Source organism: Methylobacterium oryzisoli, from assembly GCF_046557895.1.
Taxonomy (GTDB): domain Bacteria; phylum Pseudomonadota; class Alphaproteobacteria; order Rhizobiales; family Beijerinckiaceae; genus Methylobacterium; species Methylobacterium oryzisoli.
Window position 1 is genome coordinate 94,822 of sequence record NZ_JBKIBX010000016.1, and the last position, 20,887, is coordinate 115,708.

A 20,887-nucleotide genomic window follows, 5' to 3' on the forward strand; every position below is an offset into this window, starting at 1 on the left:
TACTCAGAATACGCCGAGATGCTGGTTCAGGAGGTCGGGATCGTTCTGGATCGAGGCGAGGTCGCCGGCATGGGCCGTCCTGCCGTTGTTGAAGATCACCACGTCGTCGGCGATCTCCATGACGAGCTTCAGGTTCTGCTCCACCAGGATGACCGCGAGGCCGGAATCGCGGATCTGCTTGAGAACGTCAGCGACCTCGGCAACGATCTGAGGCGCGAGGCCTTCCGTCGGCTCGTCGAGCAGGATCAGCCGCGGGTTGGTCATCAGCGCCCGGCCGATCGCCAGCATCTGCTGCTCGCCGCCCGACAGGGACCCGGCGAACTGGCGCTGGCGCTCCTGCAGCCGCGGAAAGGCCGAATAGACCCGAGCAAGCGTCCAGCCGGCGGCCTCGCCCCGCACGGGCCGCGCGGCGACGGTCAGGTTCTCCAGCACCGTCAGCGACGGGAAGATGCGCCGCCCCTGCGGGACGAGGCCGAGGCCCCGGCGGGAGATGGCCTCCGGCCCCAACGCTGCGAGGCTCTCGCCGAAGAGTTCGACGCGTCTGCCGTGGGAACTCACGAGACCGGCAATGGCGCCGATCGCGGTCGACTTGCCCGCGCCATTGCGGCCGAGCAGCGCCAGAACGCGACCCGCGCGGGCGTGCAGCGAGACGTCGTGAAGCACGTGGCTCTCGCCGTAGAAGGCGTTCAGACCCTCGCAGACCAGCGCGTCAATGGCCAAGATAGACCTCCCGCGTCTTGGGATCGGCGACGACCTCGGCGCGCGACCCCTCGACGACGACCTGCCCGCGCTGCATCAGCGTGATCCGGTCCGCGAGCGCGAGCGCAACGTCCATGTCGTGCTCGATCATCACGATGGTGACGCTGCGCGGGATGGCTTCCAGCACGCGCTGAACCTGGGTCCGCTCGGCCGCCGACAGGCCCGCCAGCGGCTCGTCCAGCAGCAGCAGGCGCGGCTCCTGGGCCAGCGCCATGGCGATCTCCAGCCGGCGACGCTCGCCGTAGCTCGTCTCGGAGACGACGCGCTGCGCCAGATGGCCGAGCCCGACCTGATCGAGCGCCTGCTCGGACCGGGCCCAGAGGTCGCGCCGCGCCGCCAGAGGGCGGAAGGGGTCGAACCGATCTCGCGACAGCCCCGTCAGTGCCATGACCACGTTGTGGGCGAGGGTGTTCTTCGGGAAGAGCGTGATGATCTGATAGGTGCGGGCGAGACCGCGCTGCGCTCGCTGGTTCGGCCGTGCGCGGGTGACGTCGCTGCCGAAGAGGCGGATCGTGCCCTTGGACACCGGAATGTCGCCGGTGATGAGGTTGAACAGCGTCGTCTTGCCGGCGCCGTTCGGACCGAGCAGGAGCCGGCGCTCCCCGACCGCGACCGTGAGGGTGACGTCCTTGACGGCGGGAAGTCCGCCGAAGAAGCGCTGCACGCCGACGATGTCGAGAGCTGCGGTCACGGGTTCTGCTCCACGGTTCGCGCGGCTGCCGGAGCCGGGCCGCGCCGGGAGGGCACGAGCCGGCGGACCCAGCGCGCGATCCCGGGCACCAGCCCCTCCGGCATGAAGAGCACGATGAGCACGAAGACGAGGCCGAGCAGCATCACCCAGCGCGTGACGTAGACGCTCGCAACGTTCTTCAGGATCATCACCAGCACCGCGCCGACGACCGGACCGGTCAGCGTTCCCGCTCCGCCCGCGATCACCATCAGCAGCGTCTCGGCGGAGGTGGTCAGGTGCAGCGCCTGCGGGCTGACGAACTGGTGGTAATAGGCGTACAGCAGGCCCGCGACCCCGCCCCAGAAGCCGGCATAGACGAAGCTCAGCCACTGGATCACCGAGACGTTGTAGCCCAGCGCCCGCATGCGGCGCGGCTGGTCGCGCGTGCCGGCGAGGCTGTGGCCGAAGGGCGAGCGCGTGAAGCAGGCGATGGCGACGAATGAGACCGCGAACACCGCCAGTACGAGGTAGAAGAAGCTCGTCGCGTGGGCGAGGTCGATCGCGAAGGGCTGGGGCCGCCTGAGGCCGCCGAGCCCATTGTCGCCGCCGGTGAAGGAGACCCAGCGGAAGGCGAGCCCCCACAGGATCTGCCCCAGCGCCAGCGTGATCATCAGGAAGCCGAGACCGGTCGCGCGCAGCGCGAGATAGCCGAAGAGCATGGCGAGCAGCAGGGTGCCGCCGAGCGCGATCGCCGCGCCCGCCAGATGGCTGAAGCCGGCGTGCGCGGTGGCGTAGATCGCCAGATAGGCGGCGGTGCCGAGATAGGCGGCGTGACCGAGCGAGGTGAGCCCGCCAAAGCCGACGAGCAGATTGAGACTCATCGCCAGGATCGCGGCGATCAGGATCTGACTCGTCAGGTTGACGTAGTAGTCGGAACCGATGACCTGCGGCAGCAGTGCGAGGACGGCGAGCGCGAGCAGCAGGAGCGAGCGGCTCATGCGAGCCTCCTGCCGAGCAGGCCGGACGGGCGCAGGGTCAGAACGAGCACCATCGGCAGGAAGAGGATGACGTAGGCGAGGTCCGGCAGCAGCGCTTGGCCGTAGCTGTAGATGAACCCGATGATGAGCGCGCCGATGAAGGCACCGGTCAGGCTCCCGGCCCCGCCGAGGATGACCACGACCAGCGCCAGCGGCAGCATGTCGGAGTCGAGGCCCGGATAGACCGAGAGGATCGGCCCCGCGAGCACGCCCCCCGCCCCGGCCAGCACCGAGCCGAGGCAGAAGACCGTCGTGAACAGCAGCGAGGTGCGGATGCCCATGGCGCGGGCCATGTCCATGTCGTCGACGCCGGCGCGGATCATCGCGCCGAGCCGGCTGCGTTCGAGGAGGAGCCAGAGCGCGACCGCGAGCGCGACCGCGACGGCGACGACGAAGAGGCGGTATTTGGGGAAGATCACGCTGCCGACCCGGACCACGCCCTCGAAGCCGGGCGGCATCGGCACCGGCCGAGGATCGCCGGACCAGAGCCAGAGGCAGCCGTCGGCGATCATGAAGGCGAGGCCGAGCGTGACCAGCACCTGTGCCAGCGACTTCCCGGAGAGACGCCGCAGGATGAGCCGCTCGATCACCCCGCCGAGCACGCCAACCACGGCCGCGCCGGCCAGGACCGCGAGCCAGAAGCTGAAACCGGCGTCGAGCGTGGCGAGGCCGACATAGGCGCCGAGCATGAAGTAGGCGCCGTGGGCCAGGTTGGCGACGCGCATCAGGCCGAAGATCAGCGAGAAGCCCGCCGCCAGGATGAAGAGGAGTGAGCCGAACGCCAGCCCGTTCAGGCCCTGGATGATCCAGAAGTTCATGGCTCGCGTCCTCGGTGCAGGCTCAGCGGGCGATCGGCTCGGGATTGCCGCGCGAATAGACCGCGCTCTTCAGAAAAACGTCGGGTTTCCAGGTCCAGAACTGACTCACCGCCGGATAGGTCTTCAGCACGACGTTCCGGAGCCGGCCGTCCTTCTGTTCGACCTTCCGGATGGTGATGTCCATCAGCGGCTGGCCGTACTCGTCGATCTTCACCGGACCGTAGGGGCTCTCTGTGATCTTGACTTCTCGCAGCGCCTTGATCAACGCATCCTTGTCGTCGACCTTGCCTTTGAGCTGCTCGACTGCGTTGGCGAGGAACTCGCAGGCCATGTAGGCACCGACGGTGTAGTAGCCCGGATCGGCCTTGTACTTGGCCCGGATGGCCTCGACGAACTTGGCATTGGCGGGCGTCTGGATCGCGGCGCTGTACCAGCCGGCCGAGATCACGCCGACCGCCTCCGAGCCCATGCTCTTGAGCACGCCCTCGTCGACCGTGGTCATCGCGCCGATGACGGGCTTGGTGCTGCCGTAGTTCTTGTACTGGCCGAGAAACTTGATGCCGTTGCCGCCCGCGAAGGCCGCGAAGACAGCATCGACGCCCGGATCGAGCTGGGTGACGTAGGAGCCGTAATCCGCAGTGTTCAGCGGCGGCCAGAGCTTCTGCACGATCTTGCCGCCGTTCTCTTCGAAGACGCGCTGGAAGCCGGCCGCGATCTCGTGCCCGAACGCGAAGTCGTCGGCGATGATGGCGATCTTCTTGTAGCCGAGTTCCTTGGCGGCATACTCGGCCAGCGGATGGTGCGCTTGCGCGGAGGTGCCGACCGCGCGCACGAACCACGGGTTCGGCTTGCGCTGGGTCAGATCCTCGGCCGCGGCCGAGGGCGAGATGATCGGGATCTTGGCTTGGCGGATGTAGTCGTCGATGGCGAGCGCCTCGAAGGCGGCCAGCGGCCCGATCAGCGCGTCGACCTTGTCGCGCTCGACCAGTTCCTGCGCCTTCGTCTTGGTCAGAGCCGGCTGGCCCGCGGTGTCGGCCGTGATGACCTCGACCTTGCGGCCGCCGATCGAGCCGCCGCGCTGGTCAATGCACAGCTGCAGCCCTTCCTCCATCTGGCGGCCGCCGGCCGCGAGAGCGCCGGAGCGGACGGTCATGAAGCCGACCTTGATGGGCCCCTCCTTGGCCGGTCCCTGAGCCTGCGACGAGCCTGCCGCGAGCGCTGCCGACGAGGCGGCGACCAACGCGGCGATGAGACGCTTCAGCATACCAGGCTCCTCCCGTATTTTCCTGGCGTGATACTTCACCTATCATCGCCGGCTACGACGATGAATGACAGCTATATCTGCACCCTGTCAAGCGAGTGCGCTCGATTAGCAGTCTGATCTCCGAAAATCCGCTTGTTTCGAGGCATATAGAGCCTGGAGAATGCGTTTTCGTGCGAATGGAGCCATCGTCCATGATCAACCAGCGTACCGTTTTTCTGATTGACGTGATATCTCAGGACAGCCATAAGCGGCCCGAAGCATGCAGCGGTGGCAGGCGATGCGACGCACCGAGATCCACAAGAAGATGCGCCAGGAGATCCTGACCTGCGCCATTCCGCCCGGGGCGGAACTGCGGGAGCAGGAACTCGCGGCCAAATTCGAGGTCAGCAAGTCGCCGGTCCGCGAGGCGCTGCAGGATCTCGTGCGCGACGGGCTGGTGATGGTGATGCCGCGCCAGGGATATCGCGTCTCGCCGGTCTCGATGGCGGATGCCCACGACATGTTCGCGCTGCGCCAAGTTCTCGAACTCGCCGCCGTGGCGGAGGCCGCGAGATCCGCGAGCGTCGCCATGCTGGCCGGTCTCGATCGGTTCCGCTGCTACTCCCAACAGGATTGGCCGGACTTCGTCTCATACAACCGCGATTTCCACTGCGAACTCGTCCGCTGTTCCGGCAATGCACGCATGAGCCGCATGGCCTGCGACCTGATCGAGGAAATGGACCGGCTCGTCCGGCTGAGCGTCAGCGCCGTGCGCGGCCGCGACCCGCAGAAGCTTGTCGAGGAGCACGCGCGCATCATCGACGCGGTGCAGGAGAAGAATTCGAAGACGGCGGTGGCGCTGCTGAGAACCCATGTGGCCGCAGCCGAGCGCCGTTTCATGTCCGCACTCGAATGGTCGGCCGTCCAGGCCTGAGCCACGCAACGATCAGGAGGACGCCATGACGACCCACAGCCATCCGCTCGCGGGGATCGAGACCCACGGCCTGTTCATCGACGGGCGCGAGATGCCGGCGACCTCGCCAGCGCTGCTCGACGTGCGCAACCCCGCCAACGGCCAGATCATCGCGCGCATCGCCCATGCCGACGCCGGCGACGTCGATCGGGCGGTGAAGAGCGCGCGCGCCGCGTTCAAGAGCGCCGAATGGGGCAAGATGGACGTCCGCACGCGGGCGCGCCTGGTCAACAAGCTCGCCGATGCGTTCGAGGCGCATCTCGACGAACTCTACCACCTCGAAACGACGAACAACGGTCGGCCGCTCAACGAGACGCGCGCCCAATTGCGCCGCCTGCCCGACTTCTTCCGCTACAACGCAGGTCTCGCGCTGTCGCGCCGCGACGCGGTGATCCCGGTCGAGGGCAACTACCTCAATTACACGCTGCGCACGCCGATCGGCGTCGTCGGCAATTGCACGCCCTTCAATCACCCGCTCATGATCATGTGCAAGAGCCTGGCGCCGGTCTTCGCCTCGGGCTGCACCACGGTGGTCAAGCCGTCGGAATACACCCCGCTCACGACACTCGCCCTGGCGCGGATCTTCTCCGAGGCCGGCCTGCCGGACGGCGTCTTCAACGTCGTCACCGGCCTCGGCCCGTCGACGGGCAAGGCGCTCTGCGAACATCCGGACCTCAACAAGCTCGTCCTGACCGGCGGCACCGAGGCCGGCCAGATCGCGGGCGCACAGGCAGGGCGGAACTTCGCTCACCAGACGCTCGAGCTCGGCGGCAAGACACCGGTGCTGGTCTTCCCGGATTTCGACCTCGATCGGGCCGTCAACTACGCCGCCTTCGGCGCCTTCATCGGCGCGGGGCAAACCTGCGTCTGCGGCAGCCGCCACATCGTCCACGAGTCGATCTACGCCGAGTTCGTCGAGAGGCTCGCGGCGAAGGCCAAGGCGATCCGCATCGGCGATCCGATGCGGCCCGACACGCAACTCGGCCCGGTCATCTCAGAGAAGCAGCGCAATCGCGTGCTGACCTACGTGAAGTACGGGATCGAGGACGGCGCGCGGCTGGTCGCCGGCGGAGAGATCCCGGCCGATCTCGGCGACAGCGGCGGCTACTTCGTGCAGCCGACGGTCTTCGCCGACGTCACTGCGAGAATGCGCATCTTCCAGGAGGAAGTCTTCGGTCCCTTCACGTCGGTGACATCCTTCTCGACCGAGGCCGAGGCGATCGCGCTTGCCAATGATTCTCCCTTCGGACTGGCCGCGGCGATCCGCACCAACGACATCGCTCGCGCCCACCGCGTCGCAGCCGCGATCGAATGCGGCATCGTCTGGATCAACGACCACCACCGGCTCGACCCCGCCTCGCCCTGGGGTGGTGTGAAGCTCTCGGGCATCGGCCGCGAATTCGGGCCGGAATCATTCGACGACCATTTCGACACCAAGAGCATCATGCTCAACACCGGCGACCAGCCCTTCGACTGGTACACAGAGACGATGGGCCAGCCGCGCCTGAATTGAGGAATCAGCAATGCAGCCGACCTGATGTCGTGGTCGCGTTCTTCCGCCAGCCGGGCGGTCACGTCCGCACGCGGGCGCGCGGCCAAGTCGCGGCCAAGTCGCGACCACGACTGTCCGCAGCGCAGGCAGGTCCATCATCGGGATCTCCTCATGGACGGACGGTTGGCGGGCACGGGATCCCGCGTTCGGTTCAGGCGTAGGCCGGCGCGCGGACGTCGAGCACGGTCAGGCGCTTGGCCTCGCCGGTGCGCGTCTCCCAGGCAATGGACTGTCCCTTGCTCAAGCCGATCAGGGCCGCGCCGACCGGCGTGAGAACCGATATCCTGCCCAGGCCAATGTCGGCTTCGCCCGGGTAGACGAGGCTCACCCTTTGAACTTTGCCCGTCGAGTCGTCCCGGAACTCGACCTCGCAGCCCATCCGTGCGAACCCGGTCGCGGCCTTCCCTGGCCGCACGATCTGCGCCCGATCGAGTTCGTCCGCGAGGTAGCCGGCCACCTCCGGCATGCGGTCCATGGCGGCGGAGGCTAACCTGCCCAAGCGGTCATGGTCCTCTGCCGTGACCTTGATCTTCGGCAGGGCCGCGCCGCCGGCGCCCTTCTTCGTCGTGTCCATCGTCTGAATTCCTCGTTCAGGCCGCGTGTGGGCCAGGGTCGTCGTCCTCGCTCGCTGGCGCGGGAGGCCGGTCGCCCTTTCGCCGCAGTGGAACGACCTTCCGGTCGCCGGCGTCGTTGGTGGCTGGTTCCGGAGCGGGGGACGGCTCGGGCCTGTCGTCGATCATGGATGCCTCCTGCGCGACCTGAGGCCATGACGCACGCGGCATGGCGTCGTGGTCGCGCGAACGCTGGCCCGGCGGCATCGACCACCGCCGGCCTGCGTCACATGGATCGGGAATGGGTGTCGTCGCGCCTCTCGGCGACCTTCGGGGGCTTCGCGGAAGCGGCCCCGGCTACCCCGAGCGGGACGGGCGCGGGTGCGCCGTCGGCTCGGGGCTACTTGCCCGCGATCAGGTTACCTGCCCGGAGCAGGCCACGGTGGAGTGGCGCGTGAATTGACATGACCTAGCGAGGATTGGGCAATCGGCCGCGGTTGTCAAACCCGCCCGCTCCCCGACCGAGGCGCCTCGACCCGGCTTCACACCGCGAGGCGCGGTTCCGACTTTCGGAGCGTCACGTCGAAGCGCCATCACGCTGCTGGGGCTGGGCACGCTGACTTGAGCAAGGCGGCACGCCCTTCGTGGTCGAGGGCTGCCTCGCCGCCGCGGCGGCGATTGCGGTGTTGGTCTTCGCCCGCTGGTGAACGCGCCGGCACCCCAGCCGCTCCGGTCTTCCGCTGGCCCCCGCGCGTGCCTCGCCGGCCACGGGATCGTCCGATCGGACGACCTGACCTCCGGAGCGCTATGCTGCGGCCCTGACGGTCCCGGAGGACAACGATGCCCCACCAACCATCACGCCGAGCCGGCGACGGGCCGGACACCGTCCTCGCCCAGGCGCCCTATCGGGTCGGCGCGGTAACCCTCGTCGCGCGCGACCTCGACGCGCTCGCACGCTTCTACCAAGACGTGATCGGGCTTGCTCGCGTCTCACAGCAGGCCGACACCGTGCGGCTCGGCGCGGGCGGCAGGGTGCTCCTCGTGCTCAGGCACGACCCGGCAGCCCGCCCATGGACGCGGCGGGAAGCCGGCCTGTTCCACACGGCCTTCCTGCTGCCGGGCCGGGGGGACCTCGGCGCCTGGCTCCTGCACGCGGAGAAGCACGGCGTCGTGCTCACGGGTGCCGCCGACCACCTCGTGAGCGAGGCAGTCTACCTCGACGATCCGGAGGGCAACGGCATCGAGATCTACGTCGATCGCCCGGACGACGCGTGGGTATGGGCATCGGACGGGACGGTCGTGATGCGCAACGAACGGCTCGACCGTGCAGGCATCATCGCTGCGGCCACCCGCCCCTGGGATGGGATGCCGGCGGGCGGGTGCATCGGGCACGTCCATCTCCAGGTCGGGGAGCTCGACGCGGCGGAGCGCTTCTACGCGGGCCTTCTCGGCTTCGCGGTGACGTGCCGCTACCCGAGCGCCGTGTTCCTCGGGGCCGGCGGCTACCATCACCAGTTGGCCGGCAACATCTGGAACAGCCCCGGCGCCGAGGTGCGCGACGGCGGAACGACCGGCCTCGCCGAGGTGGAGCTGCACGCGGAGGCTGGGACCCTGGACGCCGTGCGGACCCGCTGCCGGGATGGCGGCCTGCTCCTCGTGGAGGACGGGGAGGCGCTTCTCGTCCGGGACCCATGGGGAACGCGACTGCGTCTCACGTCCATGCCCGGGTGACGGCGGTTCGGACCCGATGCCGAGGGACGACACAGCAGCGGCGGCCCACGCCGCCGCCCAGCGCTCCGCGCTCGCCAAGTCCGCTGGCCTCAGACCCCGACGGCCGAAGCACGCAGTGCATGACTGATTCCGCAGGTTCCGCGCCCCGACCCCCGGTTCCGAAACGCGCCATGTCCCGACTTCCGGTCAGGGACAGGAGGATGGCCGCTCGCCCAGGCAGCAGACCCTCGGCCCACCATGACGTCGACGACCTGCTCGACGCAGTGACCGGTGCCTCTCACGATGCGGCCATGCGCAGATGCCTCAAGAGCAGAGCCGCAGATGGCGACAAGCCCCCCGGCCGGACCACGAGGCTGAGACAGCGCCATGCCCAAGGGTCCGTCAGCGGTACGGCCGTCAGTTGCATCGGCGGCCCGAGCAGGGTGAACACACGCTCCGGTACGGTGCCGAGCCCCATTCCCGCCTGGGCCATACGGCAGATCGCGTCGAAGCTCGGCACGTGGATGCGCAATCGCAGGGGACGGCCGAGACGCTGCGCCTCGCTTCGCAGGGCCGCGTAGATCGAACTGGCCGCGTGGAGGCCGACGTGGTCATAGTCGAGGGTGTCGGCGAGGGTGATCCCGCTTCGCCCCGCGAGGGGGTGGCCGGCCGGCATCACGATCACGAGACGATCGCTCCGATACGGGTACGTCGCCAGCCCCCGGGTATCCGTGTTTCCCGCGCAGATGCCGAGATCGGCCGCTCCCTCTTCGACGCCGGTAACGACGCTGCCGCTCGGTCGCTCCTCCAGGTCGATGCGGATGGCCTCCTGGGCCGCCAGGAAGGACTGAAGATCCTCGGGCAGGAACTCGACGATGGCCGAGAGGTTGGCGAGCATCCGCACGAAGCCGCGCACGCCGCGGGCATGCTCGGCGAGTTCCACTGCGATCTGCTCGGCGCTCGCCAGCATGCGACGGGTGTGATGCAGCAGGGTTTCGCCGGCCGGTGTCGGTCGCATGCCCTTCGGCTCGCGTGTCAGCAGCGTGCAACCGAGGGCATGCTCCAGTTCGACCAACCGCTTGCTGACGGCCGATGGGGCGATCGCCGCGCGTCGCGCGGCCCCACTCAACGTGCCCTCGTCGCAGATCGCCGCGAAGAGCCGGAGTGTCTTGAGATCGAGACGGCTCAACGTGGCCGCTGCGGGCAGCTCTCCAGGAATGGTCTCGCCTCCCCGATACGCGCGTGCCGGCCGATGATACACGGGCGAGAGCACGCTCCTCGCTGATCCTTCCCCGGGCGTGATGCGCGAACATCCCGCCGGCTCAAGGGCCGCGGCGCGGCCCATCGCCCGGTCCCGGTCGTCCGGCGGCCGGGCATAGCCCGCGGCGGGTTCGGCTCCGTCCGGCCCCGAAGGGGCGTCCGGAGCCGGAGGCCGAGCCTCAGGACCGCCGATCGCTGCGGCGCAGGCTCTCCGGCATCGCGAAGAGCAGGATCGCCGCGGCGATGAGGCAGACGACGCCGATCCCGTAGAGGGCCGGCGTCGTCGAGCCGGTCCAGTCCTTGATCCAGCCGATCATCACGGGACTGACGATGCCTCCGAACTGACCCAGGGTGTTGATGAGCGCGATGCCGCCGGCCGCGCCGACGCCGGTGGCAAGCTTCGCCGGCAGCGTCCAGAAGGTCGGGATCGAGGCCACGATCCCCGAACCCAGCAGGGCGAGCGCGAGCATCAGCGGCACAATTTGCCTGTCGAACAGGCCGGCCGCGAAGAAGCCGAGCGCCGCGGTGATCGCCAGACCGGCGACGAACTTGGGTCGCTCGCCGGAGGCGTCGGAGAGGCGCCCGACCACCACCATGCAGATCGCGCCGCAGATGTAGGGGATCGCCGTCAGGACGCCGATGGTTGCCGCGCTGCCGCCGCTCGCGGTCTTGATCAGGTCGGGTCCCCAGAAGTTGAGTCCGTAGGACCCGATCTGCAGCAGGAAGTAGACGAAGCCGATCAGCAGGAAGCCGGGCTGTCGGATCGCCCCCCAGAGCGAGTGATCCGCAAGGTCGCGGTTGTGGTGCGCGATCCGCGAGGAGAGCAGCGCCTTCTCCGCCGCGGTGAGCCAGGTCGCGTCGGCGATCCGGTCGTCGAGGCGCATGAGCACCAGCGCGCCGAGCAGGAGGCAGGGCAGGCCGCCGGCCAGAAAGAGCCACTGCCAGCCGGCCAGGCCCGCTACGCCGTTGAGGCCGCCGAGAATGAGGCCCGCCACCGGCGCCCCGAGGATGCCCGCGAAGGCCGAGGCCACGAACATGAACGAGGTGATGCGGCCGCGATGCGAGGCCGGGAACCACAGGGTGAGATAGTACAGGATGCCGGGCGCGAAGCCCGCCTCCATCGCGCCGATCAGGAAGCGAAGGACGTAGAAGTGCCACTCCGTCTGGATGCCGATCATCAGGGCGGTCGCGATCCCCCAGGAGATCATGATGCGGGCGATCCAGCGCCGCGCCCCGACCCGGTAGAGCATCAGGTTCGAGGGCACCTCGAAGGCCACGTAGCCGATCACGAACATGCTGGCGCCGAGACCGTACGCGACGTTGCTGAAGCCGAGGTCGCTCTGCAGCTGAAACTTGGCGAAGCTGATGTTGATGCGGTCGAAGAACGCGAACAGGTAGCAGATCATGATGATCGGCATCAGCCGCCACGCGACCTTGCGCACGACGGCGGTCTCGGTCAGTTCGCTGACGTCGGCGAGCTTGCCGGGAATGGCGATGGTCATGGTTTCCTCCGTATGTGGTGGTGGTGCGCGGCGCCGCGCGGCGGATCGCTGGCGATCCCCGGGATGGGCGGCGACACGGATGGGGAGTGGTCGCGGGGCCGCCTTCGGGCGGGCGGCTCGCCGCGGCGATCAGGCGACCTTCGGGACCGGGTGAAGGTCGCAGGGCCGGCCGGCCCTGGCGACTTGGCCGGGCACGTCGTGGCCGACGAGCTGCGGCAGCGAGCGGGACAGGGCGATCAGCGCCCCGAGATCGAGGCCGATCGCGATCCCCATCTCGTCGGCCATGCTGGCGAGATCCTCGGTGCAGATGTTGCCCGTGGCGCCCGGCGCGAAGGGGCAGCCGCCAAGGCCGCCGAGGGCGGCGTCGAAGCGGCGCGCGCCCGCCTGATAGGCCGCGAGAACGTTGGCCAAGCCGACACCGCGGGTGTTGTGGAAGTGCAGCGTCAGCCGCGACGCGGGCAGGATCGCGAGCGTGCGCCGGACGAGGCGCTCCACCTGCCGCGGGTTGGCCATGCCGGTCGTGTCGGCCAGGGTAACGCCCTCGATGCTGAGGTCGAGGTACCGCTCCACCTGCGCGATCACCTTGTCGGCCGCCTGGCCGCCCTCGAAGGGGCAGCCGAACGCGGTGGCGACCGTGGCGTTCGTGGAGACCCGGGCGCCCCGCACCGTCTCCATGATGCGGGCGAATCCCTCGATCGAGGCCGCCGGGCTCATCCCCATGTTGGCCCGGTTGTGGGTCTCGCTCACGGACGCGACGAGGTTGATCTCGTCGGCGCCGGCGGCGAGGGCCCGCTCGGCGCCCTTCGGGTTCGGCACGAGCGCCACGCAGACGGTGCCCGGGCGGCGCCGGATGCCGGCGAAGACCTCGGCCGCGTCGCGCAAGGCCGGAACCGCCCTCGGCGACACGAAGGAGGAGACCTCGATGCGGGAAAATCCTGCCGCCGACAGCGCGTCGACGAGGGCGATCTTGTCCGCCGTCGCGACGAAGGCGGCCTCGCTCTGGAGGCCGTCGCGCGGCGCGACCTCCTGGATCAGCATGGCGTCGGCGGTCACTGGACGGCTCCGTCGCGGCGCAGGCGGGTCACGACGTCGGGATCGAAGCCGAGATCGGCCAGCACCGCGTCGGTGTGGGCGCCCAGCGTCGGTCCGGACCAGCGCACCTGTCCGGGCGTCTCCGAGAGCTTCGGCACGATGCCGGGCATCCTCACCCGGGTGCCGTCCGGCAGCTCGGCCGGCACGATCATCTCGCGGGCCTGATAGTGCGGGTCGGCCACGATGTCGGCCACCGAGTAGATGCGACCGGCCGGCACCTCGGCGGCGTCGAGGACCGCGAGGGCTTCCCCGATCGAGCGCGAGCGGGACCAGTCGGCGATCACCGCGTCGAGCATCGCGGCGTGCTGCGTACGCCCGTCGTTCGAGCGCAACCGCGGATCTTCGGCGAGGTCGAACCGGCCGATGGCCGCCATCAGGCGGCGGAAGATCGGATCGCTGTTGCCCGCGATGACCACGTAGCCGCCATCCCGGGTCGGGTAGGTGTTGGAGGGCGTGATCCCCGGCAGCGCACCGCCCGAGCGGGTGCGGACCTCGCCGAAGAGGTCGTACTCGGGCACGAGGCTCTCCATGACGTTGAACACGCTCTCGACGAGCGAGACATCGACGACTTGGCCGCGGCCGCCGGCCCGCACGTGGAGGAGCGCCATCAGCGCGCCGATGACCCCGTGGAGCGAGGCCAGGGTGTCGCCGATGCTGACGCCGACGCGCGCGGGCGGGCTGTCCGGGCTGCCGGTGGTGAAGCGGATGCCGCCCATCGCCTCGCCGATGGCGCCGAAGCCCGGCCGGTCGCGATAGGGGCCGGTCTGGCCGTAGCCGGAGATGCGCACCATGGTCAGGTTGGGGTTGAGCGCCGTGAGCACGTCCCAGCCCAGCCCGAGTTTCTCAAGCCCGCCCGGTCTGAAATTCTCGACGACGACGTCGGCGCTTTCGGCGAGCCGCTTGACCACGGCGAGGCCGTCGGGGGACTTCAGGTTGACGGCGATCGACTTCTTGTTGCGCGACTGCAGGTACCACCAGAGCGAGGTGCCCTCGTGCATCTTGCGCCACTTGCGGAGAGGATCGCCGTCGTTCGGAGGTTCGACCTTGATCACCTCGGCGCCAAATTCAGCCATGATCTTGGTGGCGAACGGCGCCGCGATAAGCTGGCCGAGTTCGAGCACTCGGATGCCGCTGAGTGGGCCCGACATAGGGTATTTCCTCCAAGAATGTTGGAGTTCTCGATACTATGCTTTGGACCATTGGGTCCAAACTCGATTGGCCAACGGCCGTTCGCCAACGGAGAATGCGCGCGTGAACCGAGCAGGTGTCACCGATGGGACTGAGCCGGTGTCACTCGGCTGCGCATGATGGACAGTCGAAGACGGTAGGTCACCAGCACCTGACCGCCACGCGCGGTCATGCAGCCTTCATCTCGGAGCCGGTCGGCGGCGCCGGCTCGCATACAGATTGTCTACAATACGGAGTGCACCTCTGACGCGGCTTTCGCCTCCCACGTCGCGAGAGGCCGCTCAGGGTCAGGGATGTGCGCTCGGCTTGTTCGCCTTTGCGCCGATCGTGTCCTTGAATGAGTCAAGGGGCGGCATGACCCTGATCAGGCTCAACCGATCGTGTTGCGGGCGCCAAGACGACCTACGGCCCGGGAAGGGGTTGCCTTAGACGCAAATTGCGCATATCTAATGTGCATATCGCGTTTAAGGTCGCGCCATGACCGAAGCTGAGTTTCTGGCCCAGTACGATCCAGCGGACTACGAGCGCCCCGCCATCACCGTCGACCTCGTCCTGCTCGGCCTGCGCGACGGCAGGCTTGCGGCCCTGCTCCGGCGCCGCGAGCAGCATCCCGACCTCGGCCGATGGGCACTGCCGGGCGGCTTCGTCCGCCTGGACGAAGATCTCGACGCGGCTGCCGCGCGCGTGCTGCGCGAGAAGGCCGGGCTGCCCGGGGCGCATCTCGAGCAACTCTATACCTTCGGCGCTGTCGCCCGCGATCCGCGCATGCGGATCATCACGGTGGCCTACCTCGCGCTCCTGAACGAACGGGCCCTGGCCGAAGCGCTGGAGCACGCCCCGGACCTCCTGCCGGCCGGGATCACGCTGCCTCCGTCCGAGAAGCCGGACGGTGCGGTCTCCGTCCTCTCCCCGAAGGCTGAGCCTCTCGGGCTTGCCTTCGACCACGGCGACATCCTGGCGCTGGCCGTCCGGCGGCTGCGGGGAAAGCTCGACTATTCCGAGGTGGGTTTCGCGCTCCTGCCGGAGCAGTTCACCCTGCGCCAGCTGCAGGACGTCCATGAGGCGATCCTCGGCACGACGCTGAACAAGTCCGCCTTCCGCCGCCGCATGCGCGACACGGGCTGGCTGGCGCCGACCGGCCAGCGCGAGGGGGGGACCTCCTTCCGCCCCGCCGAACTCTTCCGCTTCGCACGGTCGCTCTGATCACCAGGAGGACATGATGGCCACGATCCGCCGGTACGGCTTCGTCTCGCAGCTGAGGAGCGAGGCGAGCAGCCACGTCATCGGCTACCGCAAGGGCCATGTCCGCCGCAGCGGCCGCGGCTTGGCCTTCTGGTTCCGCCCCGAGGCGGCCAGCATCGCCGAAGTGCCGATGGACGACCGCGAGATGACGCTGTTCGTCCGCGGGCGCAGCCAGGACTTCCAGAGCGTCGCCGTCCAGGGCACGGTCGGCTGGCACGTGACGGATCCGGTCCGCTCGGCCAGCCGCATCGACTTCTCGATCGACCTGCGCACCGGCAGGCACCAGGGCGAGCCGGTCGAGAAGATCGAGGCACGTCTCGCCGGCATCGCCAGCCAAGCGATCCTGCAGCACCTGGGGCGTGCGCCCGTCCGCGCGTTGCTCGATGCCGGTCCCGCGGCCTTGCGCGGCGAGGTCGTCGCCGTGCTGGCCAACGACGTCTCGCTGGCCGAGATCGGCATCACCGTCGTGTCGGTTCGCCTCACCAACCTGGCCCCGAGCAGCGAGCTGGAGCGCGCGTTGCAGACGCCGACCTTCGAGGCGCTCCAGCAGAAGGCGGACGAGGCGACCTTCGCGCGCCGGGCGCTCGCCGTCGAGAAGGAGCGCGCCATCGCCGAGAATGAACTCGCCACGCGCACCGAGCTGGCGCGCCGCGAGAAGGGGCTGATCGCCGAGGAGACGCAGAACGCGCGCGACCGCGCCGAAGGCCTCGCCGCCGCACGGCAGGTCGAGGCCGCCGCGGAAGCGGAGCGGATCCGCCTGGTCGAAGGCGCACGGGCGGACGCGGAGCAGCGGCGCGTGGCAGCCTACCGCGACCTGGCGCCCGCGACCCTGCTCGGGCTGGCGGCGCACGAGCTCGCGGGCAAGCTGGAGACGATCGAGCACCTGAACGTGACGCCGGATCTGCTTGCCGCGGTGCTGGGTGAATTCCGCAGGCAGCCAATCCTGGCCGGGCCGCGCTGAGGGGGACAGGGAGTGGCGATCACCAATACCCGAGCGGTGCTCGTCGTGCGGGAGACCGACTACGAATCGCTGCTCGCCCGCCATGCGACCCGCGGACAGGCACGCTTCTTCTTGGCGAGCCGCGGCCAGCGCTTCGAGGAGGTCGAAGCGCGGCACCACGAGTTCCACGCCGTGTTGGCGCGAGCGCGTGCCGCCGTCCCGGTGGAATGGCGGCACGCGCAGGTGAAGCGGGGCGATCTCGACCGCTTCCTGTTCGAGCCCGACGACGTGGTCGTCGCGGTGGGGCAGGACGGGCTGGTTGCCAATGTGGCCAAGTACCTGGGCAGGCAGCCGGTGATCGGCGTCAACCCGCTGCCTGCCTGCTACGACGGTGTCCTGGCTAGGCTCCCGGTCGAGCGCTTGGCCGCGCTCCTTCCAGCCAGCGCTGCCGGCGCGGCGCTCGTCGAGCGGCGCACGATGGTGCAGGCCGAGCGCGACGACGGGGCGCGATTGTTCGCACTGAACGAGATCTACGTCGGGCATCGCAGCCACCAATCCGCGCGGTACCGGATCGAGGCCGAGGGCGAGGCCGAGGAGCACGCCTCCAGCGGCGTGATCGTGGCGTCCGGCACCGGGGCGACCGGTTGGGCGCGCTCGATCGCCGAGGCGACGCATCTCGGCCTATCCCTGGCTCCGGAGGAGCGTGCCGTCGGCTACTGGGTCCGCGAGCCGTTTCCCAGCATCGCTACCGCGACCCGGCTGCGTGCAGGCAAGCTGACCGACGCGCCGCTGACCGTCACGTCGCGCATGCATGACGACGGCGTGATCTTCGCGGATGGGATCGAGCAGGACTTCCTGGCCTTCGACTGGGGGCGGCAGGTCCGGATCTCGACCGCCGAGCGCGTTCTACACCTCGTCCACGAGTAGAAACCCGCCTCTCCCGCCGAGACATGATCCGCCCCGCAAGCCTGACAATCAGATGCCACAGCCGCACAACTGCGGCATCCAGATTGCGCCGCTTCCAGACCTTTGCTCACGGCAGCCGGAATGGCTGCTCGACGCATGATTGCGGACCATTCGACGTCGGCAATTCCCATTGCAGCCTTCATCGATTCGCGAAAGGACGGCTTCTGGACCCGGCTTACACCATCGTGCCATCGGCTTCGCCGGACACGGAGGGGGGCGCTGGAGCGCCACCAGGGCCGCCCACCGGGACAGGAGCGCGTCCTCATCCTCGCTGCGGCCAGAGAGGAGCATCATGATAGGGGGACGTGCTCTGGCTTCGGTGGACTGACCGTTGTCTTCCACCTCCACTCACGCCGTGTGATCGGCGCATGGAAGGTCGTGGCAGGACAGGCTGTATGACAGCCGATAACGATCAGCCACGACCGACGCAGGATCGACGGAGAGCGACACGAGCGCCCGACGGGCCGCGGTCAGAGCGGCCTCGGTTGCAGCTTCATCATAGCCCGAGAGAAGAACCACCCAATCGGCGACTGCGTCACCTCCGCGGATGAGCTGCTCGGTCGTCGGCGCAATCGCGGGCGTGTCTGTCCTCAGCACATGGGCGCCGGTGAGCCCCGGGATGTCGGGCATGCCGGCCAGGACTGTCCGCAGGCCGTCCCAGGCAGCGCCACCCTCTTCCGCCTCCGGCGAGAAGCGCAGCGTCAGCATGTGTTGCGCGATGCCCCCGCCGAAGCTCTCCACCACGCGACACTGGCTCCGCACCATGTTGCGGTGATGCGGCATCATCTTCGTCGACCAGGGCGTCGGCGCGTTCAGCCGCTCAAGGTAGCTGGGCGACACGAGCGTTGCGGGGCTCTCAAGCTCGTAGAGGACGAAGAAGCCTTCTCCGCCATCCCGATCAGCCCAGCGCGACCCTCGCCGGAAGCCCGGGATGTTCATCCGCTCCGTAAAGTGCTCGTGCGAGTGCCAATCCTGGAACTCGTCGCGCATCGCCGGCTCGATCTGCCACCACATCGCCAGGGCGGCGGCTCCGCTGAGCGGCATGACGCTCTCACTTGCCGCGAAGGCGGGCGAGCTCGTCACCGACCCGCTTGAACAAGGGCTCGCCAACCTCCGAGGCGAATCGGCGCACGACGGGCTCGACTTTAGCGCGGAGACGCTCGAGTTCCGCGGGCGGCACCTCGTTGACCTGCATGGTCTTGCGCAGGCGCTCGACAGCATCCTGCTCGTGCGCACGGGTGATCCGGCGCTCCTCTGCCTTCGCCTCATCGGCGGCGGCTTGGATCGCCGTCTGATCGTCAGGCGACAAGGCATCCCACGTCTTCTTGCTCATGAGAAGCGGCATGCCAGTATACAGATGGCGAGTCAGCGACAGGTACTTCTGGACCTCCGCGAATTTCGCGCTTTCTATCACGGCCACCGGGTTATCCTGACCGTCGATGGCGCGCGTCTCCAGTGCGCCATACACTTCGCCGAAGGTCATCGGCACCGGATTTACGCCGAGCGCCTTGAAGGTTTCGATGTAGATCGGGGACGCGATGACGCGGAGCTTCAAACCTTCGAGATCCTCGGGTTTCACGATGGGTCGCTTGCTGTTCGTGATGTTGCGGAAACCGAGATCCCAGATCCCGAGGCCGACCACGCCGTGCTCGGACAGCTTTCCCAGCAGTTCACGCGCGACGGGCCCGTCGCTCAGCGCGAAGGCCTCGTCCCGGGTCTGAAACAGGAAGGGAAAATCGAAGACCATGAACTCCTTGTCGATCCCGGCGAGGAGCCCGGTGGCCATGGTGGTGAAATCGAGCGTTCCGCCCCGTATCGCCGAGAGGTTCTGCGGATCTCCGCCCAGCACGGCGTTCGGGTAGAGGTTGACCTTGAGCCGGCCATTGCTCTTCGCGGCGACCAAGTCGGCGAACTTCTGAGCGCCCAGTCCCATGGGGTGGTTCTTGGCGAGACTGAAGCCGAATCGCAACGTCTTCTGCTGCGCGAGGGCGCTCATGGCGGTCGATGCGGCGAGCGCGAGACCGAGGACAGCGGCAAGTGACGAACGGCGTACAAGGTGAGTCATGGCGCATTCACCCGGGTTGTCGAGATGGCCGGAGCATTCACCGCCCGAGCCAGTAGGCCGGGCCCGTAACCAGGATGGGAAAGAGAATCAGCAACAGGAGGACGACCAACTGAGCGATCATGAAGGGCCAGACACCCTTGACGATGTCCTCCATGCTGATCTTGGTGACACTGCAGACGACGTTCAGCACGACGCCGACGGGGGGTGTGATCAAGCCGATCGAGTTGTTGATGATGAACATGACGCCGAAATAGACGGGGTCGATTCCCGCCTCCCTGACGATCGGCATCAGGATCGGTGTCAGGATCAGGATGGTCGGCGTCATGTCGAGCGCGGTGCCGACGATGACGACGAGCACCATGAGGACGAACATCAGCAGGATCTTGTTGCCCGTGAAGGGCTGGACGAGATCGACCACCTGGGTCGCGATGTCGGAGACAGTGATCAGCCAGGACGAGACCAAGGCAGCCGCGACCAGGAACATCACCACCGCGGTCGTCTGCGCAGAGGACACGAACACGCCGAGCAGCTGGCTCGGCTTCAATTCGCGATAGACGAAGACCGCGACGAAGAGCGCGTAGACCGCCACCACGACCGCGGCTTCGGTCGGCGTGAAGATGCCGAAGCGCAGGCCGAACACGATGATGAAGGGCAGCATCAGAGCCCAGAAGCCATCCTTCACCGCCCGCATCAGGTCCCCCGCCGAGCGACGCGGCAGGCTCTCGGCCTGGTCGTTGCGGGCGACCCACCACCAGGCCACGCAGAGGCCCAGCCCGATCATGATTCCGGGGGCGATGCCGGCCAGGAAGAGCTTCGTGATCGAGACGCCGCCCACGACCCCGAACAGCACGAAGCCGATCGAGGGCGGGATGACCGGGCCGATCACGCCCGAGGCCGCGATGAGCCCGCTCGCATGAAGCTTGCTGTGGCCGGCCGCGACCATCATCGGCACGAGCAGCGCCGAGAGGGCCGCGGCGTCGGCGACCGCCGATCCCGAGAGGGCTGACAGGATGCAGGCCGCCAAGATGGCGACGTAGCCGAGCCCGCCGCGAACGTGGCCGACGGCGGCGAGGGCGACGTTGACGATGCGACGCGAGAGGCCGCCGGTGTTCATCACCTCGCCCGCGAGCATGAAGAACGGGACGGCCATCAGGGGAAAGGAATCCGCCCCGTTGATGACGTTCTGCGCGATGACCTGTGCATCGAAGATGTCGATGTACCACATCAACGCCACGCCGCAGATCAGCAGCGCGTACGCGATCGGCATGCCGATCGCCATTGCGGCGAGAAGCGAGACGGTGAAGACCGCGACGGTCATC

At 68.3% G+C, this 20,887-nt stretch carries 19 protein-coding genes; 6 read left to right on the forward strand and 13 right to left on the reverse strand.

Features of this window, described 5'->3' with window-relative positions:
* Nucleotides 1-3: 3 nt before the first annotated feature.
* The 5 genes from ACKUB9_RS17255 to ACKUB9_RS17275 are packed head-to-tail and all read right to left on the reverse strand — an operon-like array spanning nt 4 to nt 4,548.
* Nucleotides 4-720: an ABC transporter ATP-binding protein gene (locus tag ACKUB9_RS17255; RefSeq protein WP_407524495.1), complete on the reverse strand. Its 717-nt coding sequence runs from the start codon at nt 718-720 to the stop codon at nt 4-6.
* Nucleotides 710-1,450 (reverse strand): ABC transporter ATP-binding protein, encoded by a 741-nt coding sequence (locus ACKUB9_RS17260; RefSeq protein ID WP_407524493.1) that lies wholly within the window; start codon nt 1,448-1,450, stop codon nt 710-712. Before ACKUB9_RS17260 ends, ACKUB9_RS17255 begins: the two co-directional genes overlap by 11 nt.
* A complete protein-coding gene (locus tag ACKUB9_RS17265) occupies nt 1,447-2,427 on the reverse strand; it encodes a branched-chain amino acid ABC transporter permease (RefSeq protein WP_407524491.1) in 981 nt (326 codons plus the stop codon). Before ACKUB9_RS17265 ends, ACKUB9_RS17260 begins: the two co-directional genes overlap by 4 nt.
* Nucleotides 2,424-3,284, reverse strand: coding sequence for a branched-chain amino acid ABC transporter permease (locus tag ACKUB9_RS17270; protein ID WP_407524489.1), 861 nt, complete (start codon nt 3,282-3,284; stop codon nt 2,424-2,426). The genes ACKUB9_RS17265 and ACKUB9_RS17270 overlap by 4 nt, the downstream gene beginning before the upstream one ends.
* Nucleotides 3,285-3,306: 22 nt before the next feature.
* Nucleotides 3,307-4,548, reverse strand: a complete 1,242-nt coding sequence (locus ACKUB9_RS17275) for an ABC transporter substrate-binding protein (RefSeq protein WP_407524487.1) — start codon at nt 4,546-4,548, stop codon at nt 3,307-3,309.
* 277 nt (nt 4,549-4,825) lie between these two features.
* Here ACKUB9_RS17275 and ACKUB9_RS17280 point away from each other — a divergent pair, with 277 nt between their 5' ends.
* Nucleotides 4,826-5,461 (forward strand): GntR family transcriptional regulator, encoded by a 636-nt coding sequence (locus ACKUB9_RS17280; RefSeq protein WP_407524485.1) that lies wholly within the window; start codon nt 4,826-4,828, stop codon nt 5,459-5,461.
* 25 nt (nt 5,462-5,486) lie between these two features.
* A complete protein-coding gene (locus ACKUB9_RS17285; RefSeq protein WP_407524483.1) occupies nt 5,487-7,013 on the forward strand; it encodes an aldehyde dehydrogenase in 1,527 nt (508 codons plus the stop codon).
* Nucleotides 7,014-7,203: 190 nt separating this feature from the next.
* Here ACKUB9_RS17285 and rnk read toward each other — a convergent pair whose 3' ends face one another.
* Entirely contained in the window at nt 7,204-7,626 is a 423-nt protein-coding gene (rnk, locus tag ACKUB9_RS17290) for a nucleoside diphosphate kinase regulator (RefSeq protein WP_407524481.1), read from the reverse strand.
* A gap of 817 nt (nt 7,627-8,443) precedes the next feature.
* On the opposite strand from rnk, the gene ACKUB9_RS17295 reads away from it, so the two are divergent.
* Entirely contained in the window at nt 8,444-9,334 is an 891-nt protein-coding gene (locus ACKUB9_RS17295; protein WP_407524479.1) for a VOC family protein, read from the forward strand.
* A 277-nt stretch (nt 9,335-9,611) separates the two neighbouring features.
* On the opposite strand, the gene ACKUB9_RS17300 is transcribed toward ACKUB9_RS17295, so the two are convergent.
* The 4 genes from ACKUB9_RS17300 to ACKUB9_RS17315 all read right to left on the reverse strand — a co-directional run bounded on the left by ACKUB9_RS17300 (nt 9,612) and on the right by ACKUB9_RS17315 (nt 14,315).
* Nucleotides 9,612-10,532, reverse strand: a complete 921-nt coding sequence (locus ACKUB9_RS17300) for a LysR substrate-binding domain-containing protein (protein ID WP_407524651.1) — start codon at nt 10,530-10,532, stop codon at nt 9,612-9,614.
* A 220-nt stretch (nt 10,533-10,752) separates the two neighbouring features.
* Nucleotides 10,753-12,075 (reverse strand): MFS transporter, encoded by a 1,323-nt coding sequence (locus tag ACKUB9_RS17305; RefSeq protein ID WP_407524477.1) that lies wholly within the window; start codon nt 12,073-12,075, stop codon nt 10,753-10,755.
* A 129-nt stretch (nt 12,076-12,204) separates the two neighbouring features.
* The gene (locus ACKUB9_RS17310; RefSeq protein ID WP_407524649.1) at nt 12,205-13,113 is read right to left on the reverse strand and encodes a hydroxymethylglutaryl-CoA lyase; all 909 of its coding nucleotides are present in this window, start codon (nt 13,111-13,113) and stop codon (nt 12,205-12,207) included.
* A gap of 11 nt (nt 13,114-13,124) precedes the next feature.
* Nucleotides 13,125-14,315, reverse strand: coding sequence for a CaiB/BaiF CoA transferase family protein (locus tag ACKUB9_RS17315; protein WP_407524475.1), 1,191 nt, complete (start codon nt 14,313-14,315; stop codon nt 13,125-13,127).
* Between the two features lie 517 nt (nt 14,316-14,832).
* On the opposite strand from ACKUB9_RS17315, the gene ACKUB9_RS17320 reads away from it, so the two are divergent.
* From ACKUB9_RS17320 to ACKUB9_RS17330, 3 genes are read left to right on the forward strand one after another with little or no spacing between them, the layout of a single operon-like run.
* A complete protein-coding gene (locus ACKUB9_RS17320; RefSeq protein WP_407524473.1) occupies nt 14,833-15,558 on the forward strand; it encodes an NUDIX hydrolase in 726 nt (241 codons plus the stop codon).
* Between the two features lie 16 nt (nt 15,559-15,574).
* A complete protein-coding gene (locus ACKUB9_RS17325; protein WP_407524471.1) occupies nt 15,575-16,558 on the forward strand; it encodes an SPFH domain-containing protein in 984 nt (327 codons plus the stop codon).
* Between the two features lie 12 nt (nt 16,559-16,570).
* Nucleotides 16,571-17,464 carry an NAD(+)/NADH kinase gene (locus ACKUB9_RS17330; RefSeq protein WP_407524469.1) on the forward strand — a complete coding sequence of 298 codons (894 nt, stop codon included), beginning with the start codon at nt 16,571-16,573 and terminating at the stop codon, nt 17,462-17,464.
* Between the two features lie 387 nt (nt 17,465-17,851).
* Here ACKUB9_RS17330 and ACKUB9_RS17335 read toward each other — a convergent pair whose 3' ends face one another.
* Genes ACKUB9_RS17335 through ACKUB9_RS17345 form a run of 3 tightly spaced genes read right to left on the reverse strand, consistent with a single transcriptional unit; the run spans nt 17,852 to nt 20,886 of the window.
* A complete protein-coding gene (locus ACKUB9_RS17335) occupies nt 17,852-18,547 on the reverse strand; it encodes a hypothetical protein (protein WP_407524467.1) in 696 nt (231 codons plus the stop codon).
* 7 nt (nt 18,548-18,554) lie between these two features.
* Nucleotides 18,555-19,568 carry a TRAP transporter substrate-binding protein gene (locus tag ACKUB9_RS17340; protein ID WP_407524465.1) on the reverse strand — a complete coding sequence of 338 codons (1,014 nt, stop codon included), beginning with the start codon at nt 19,566-19,568 and terminating at the stop codon, nt 18,555-18,557.
* Between the two features lie 37 nt (nt 19,569-19,605).
* Nucleotides 19,606-20,886: a TRAP transporter large permease gene (locus ACKUB9_RS17345; RefSeq protein WP_407524463.1), complete on the reverse strand. Its 1,281-nt coding sequence runs from the start codon at nt 20,884-20,886 to the stop codon at nt 19,606-19,608.
* Nucleotide 20,887: the final 1 nt, after the last annotated feature.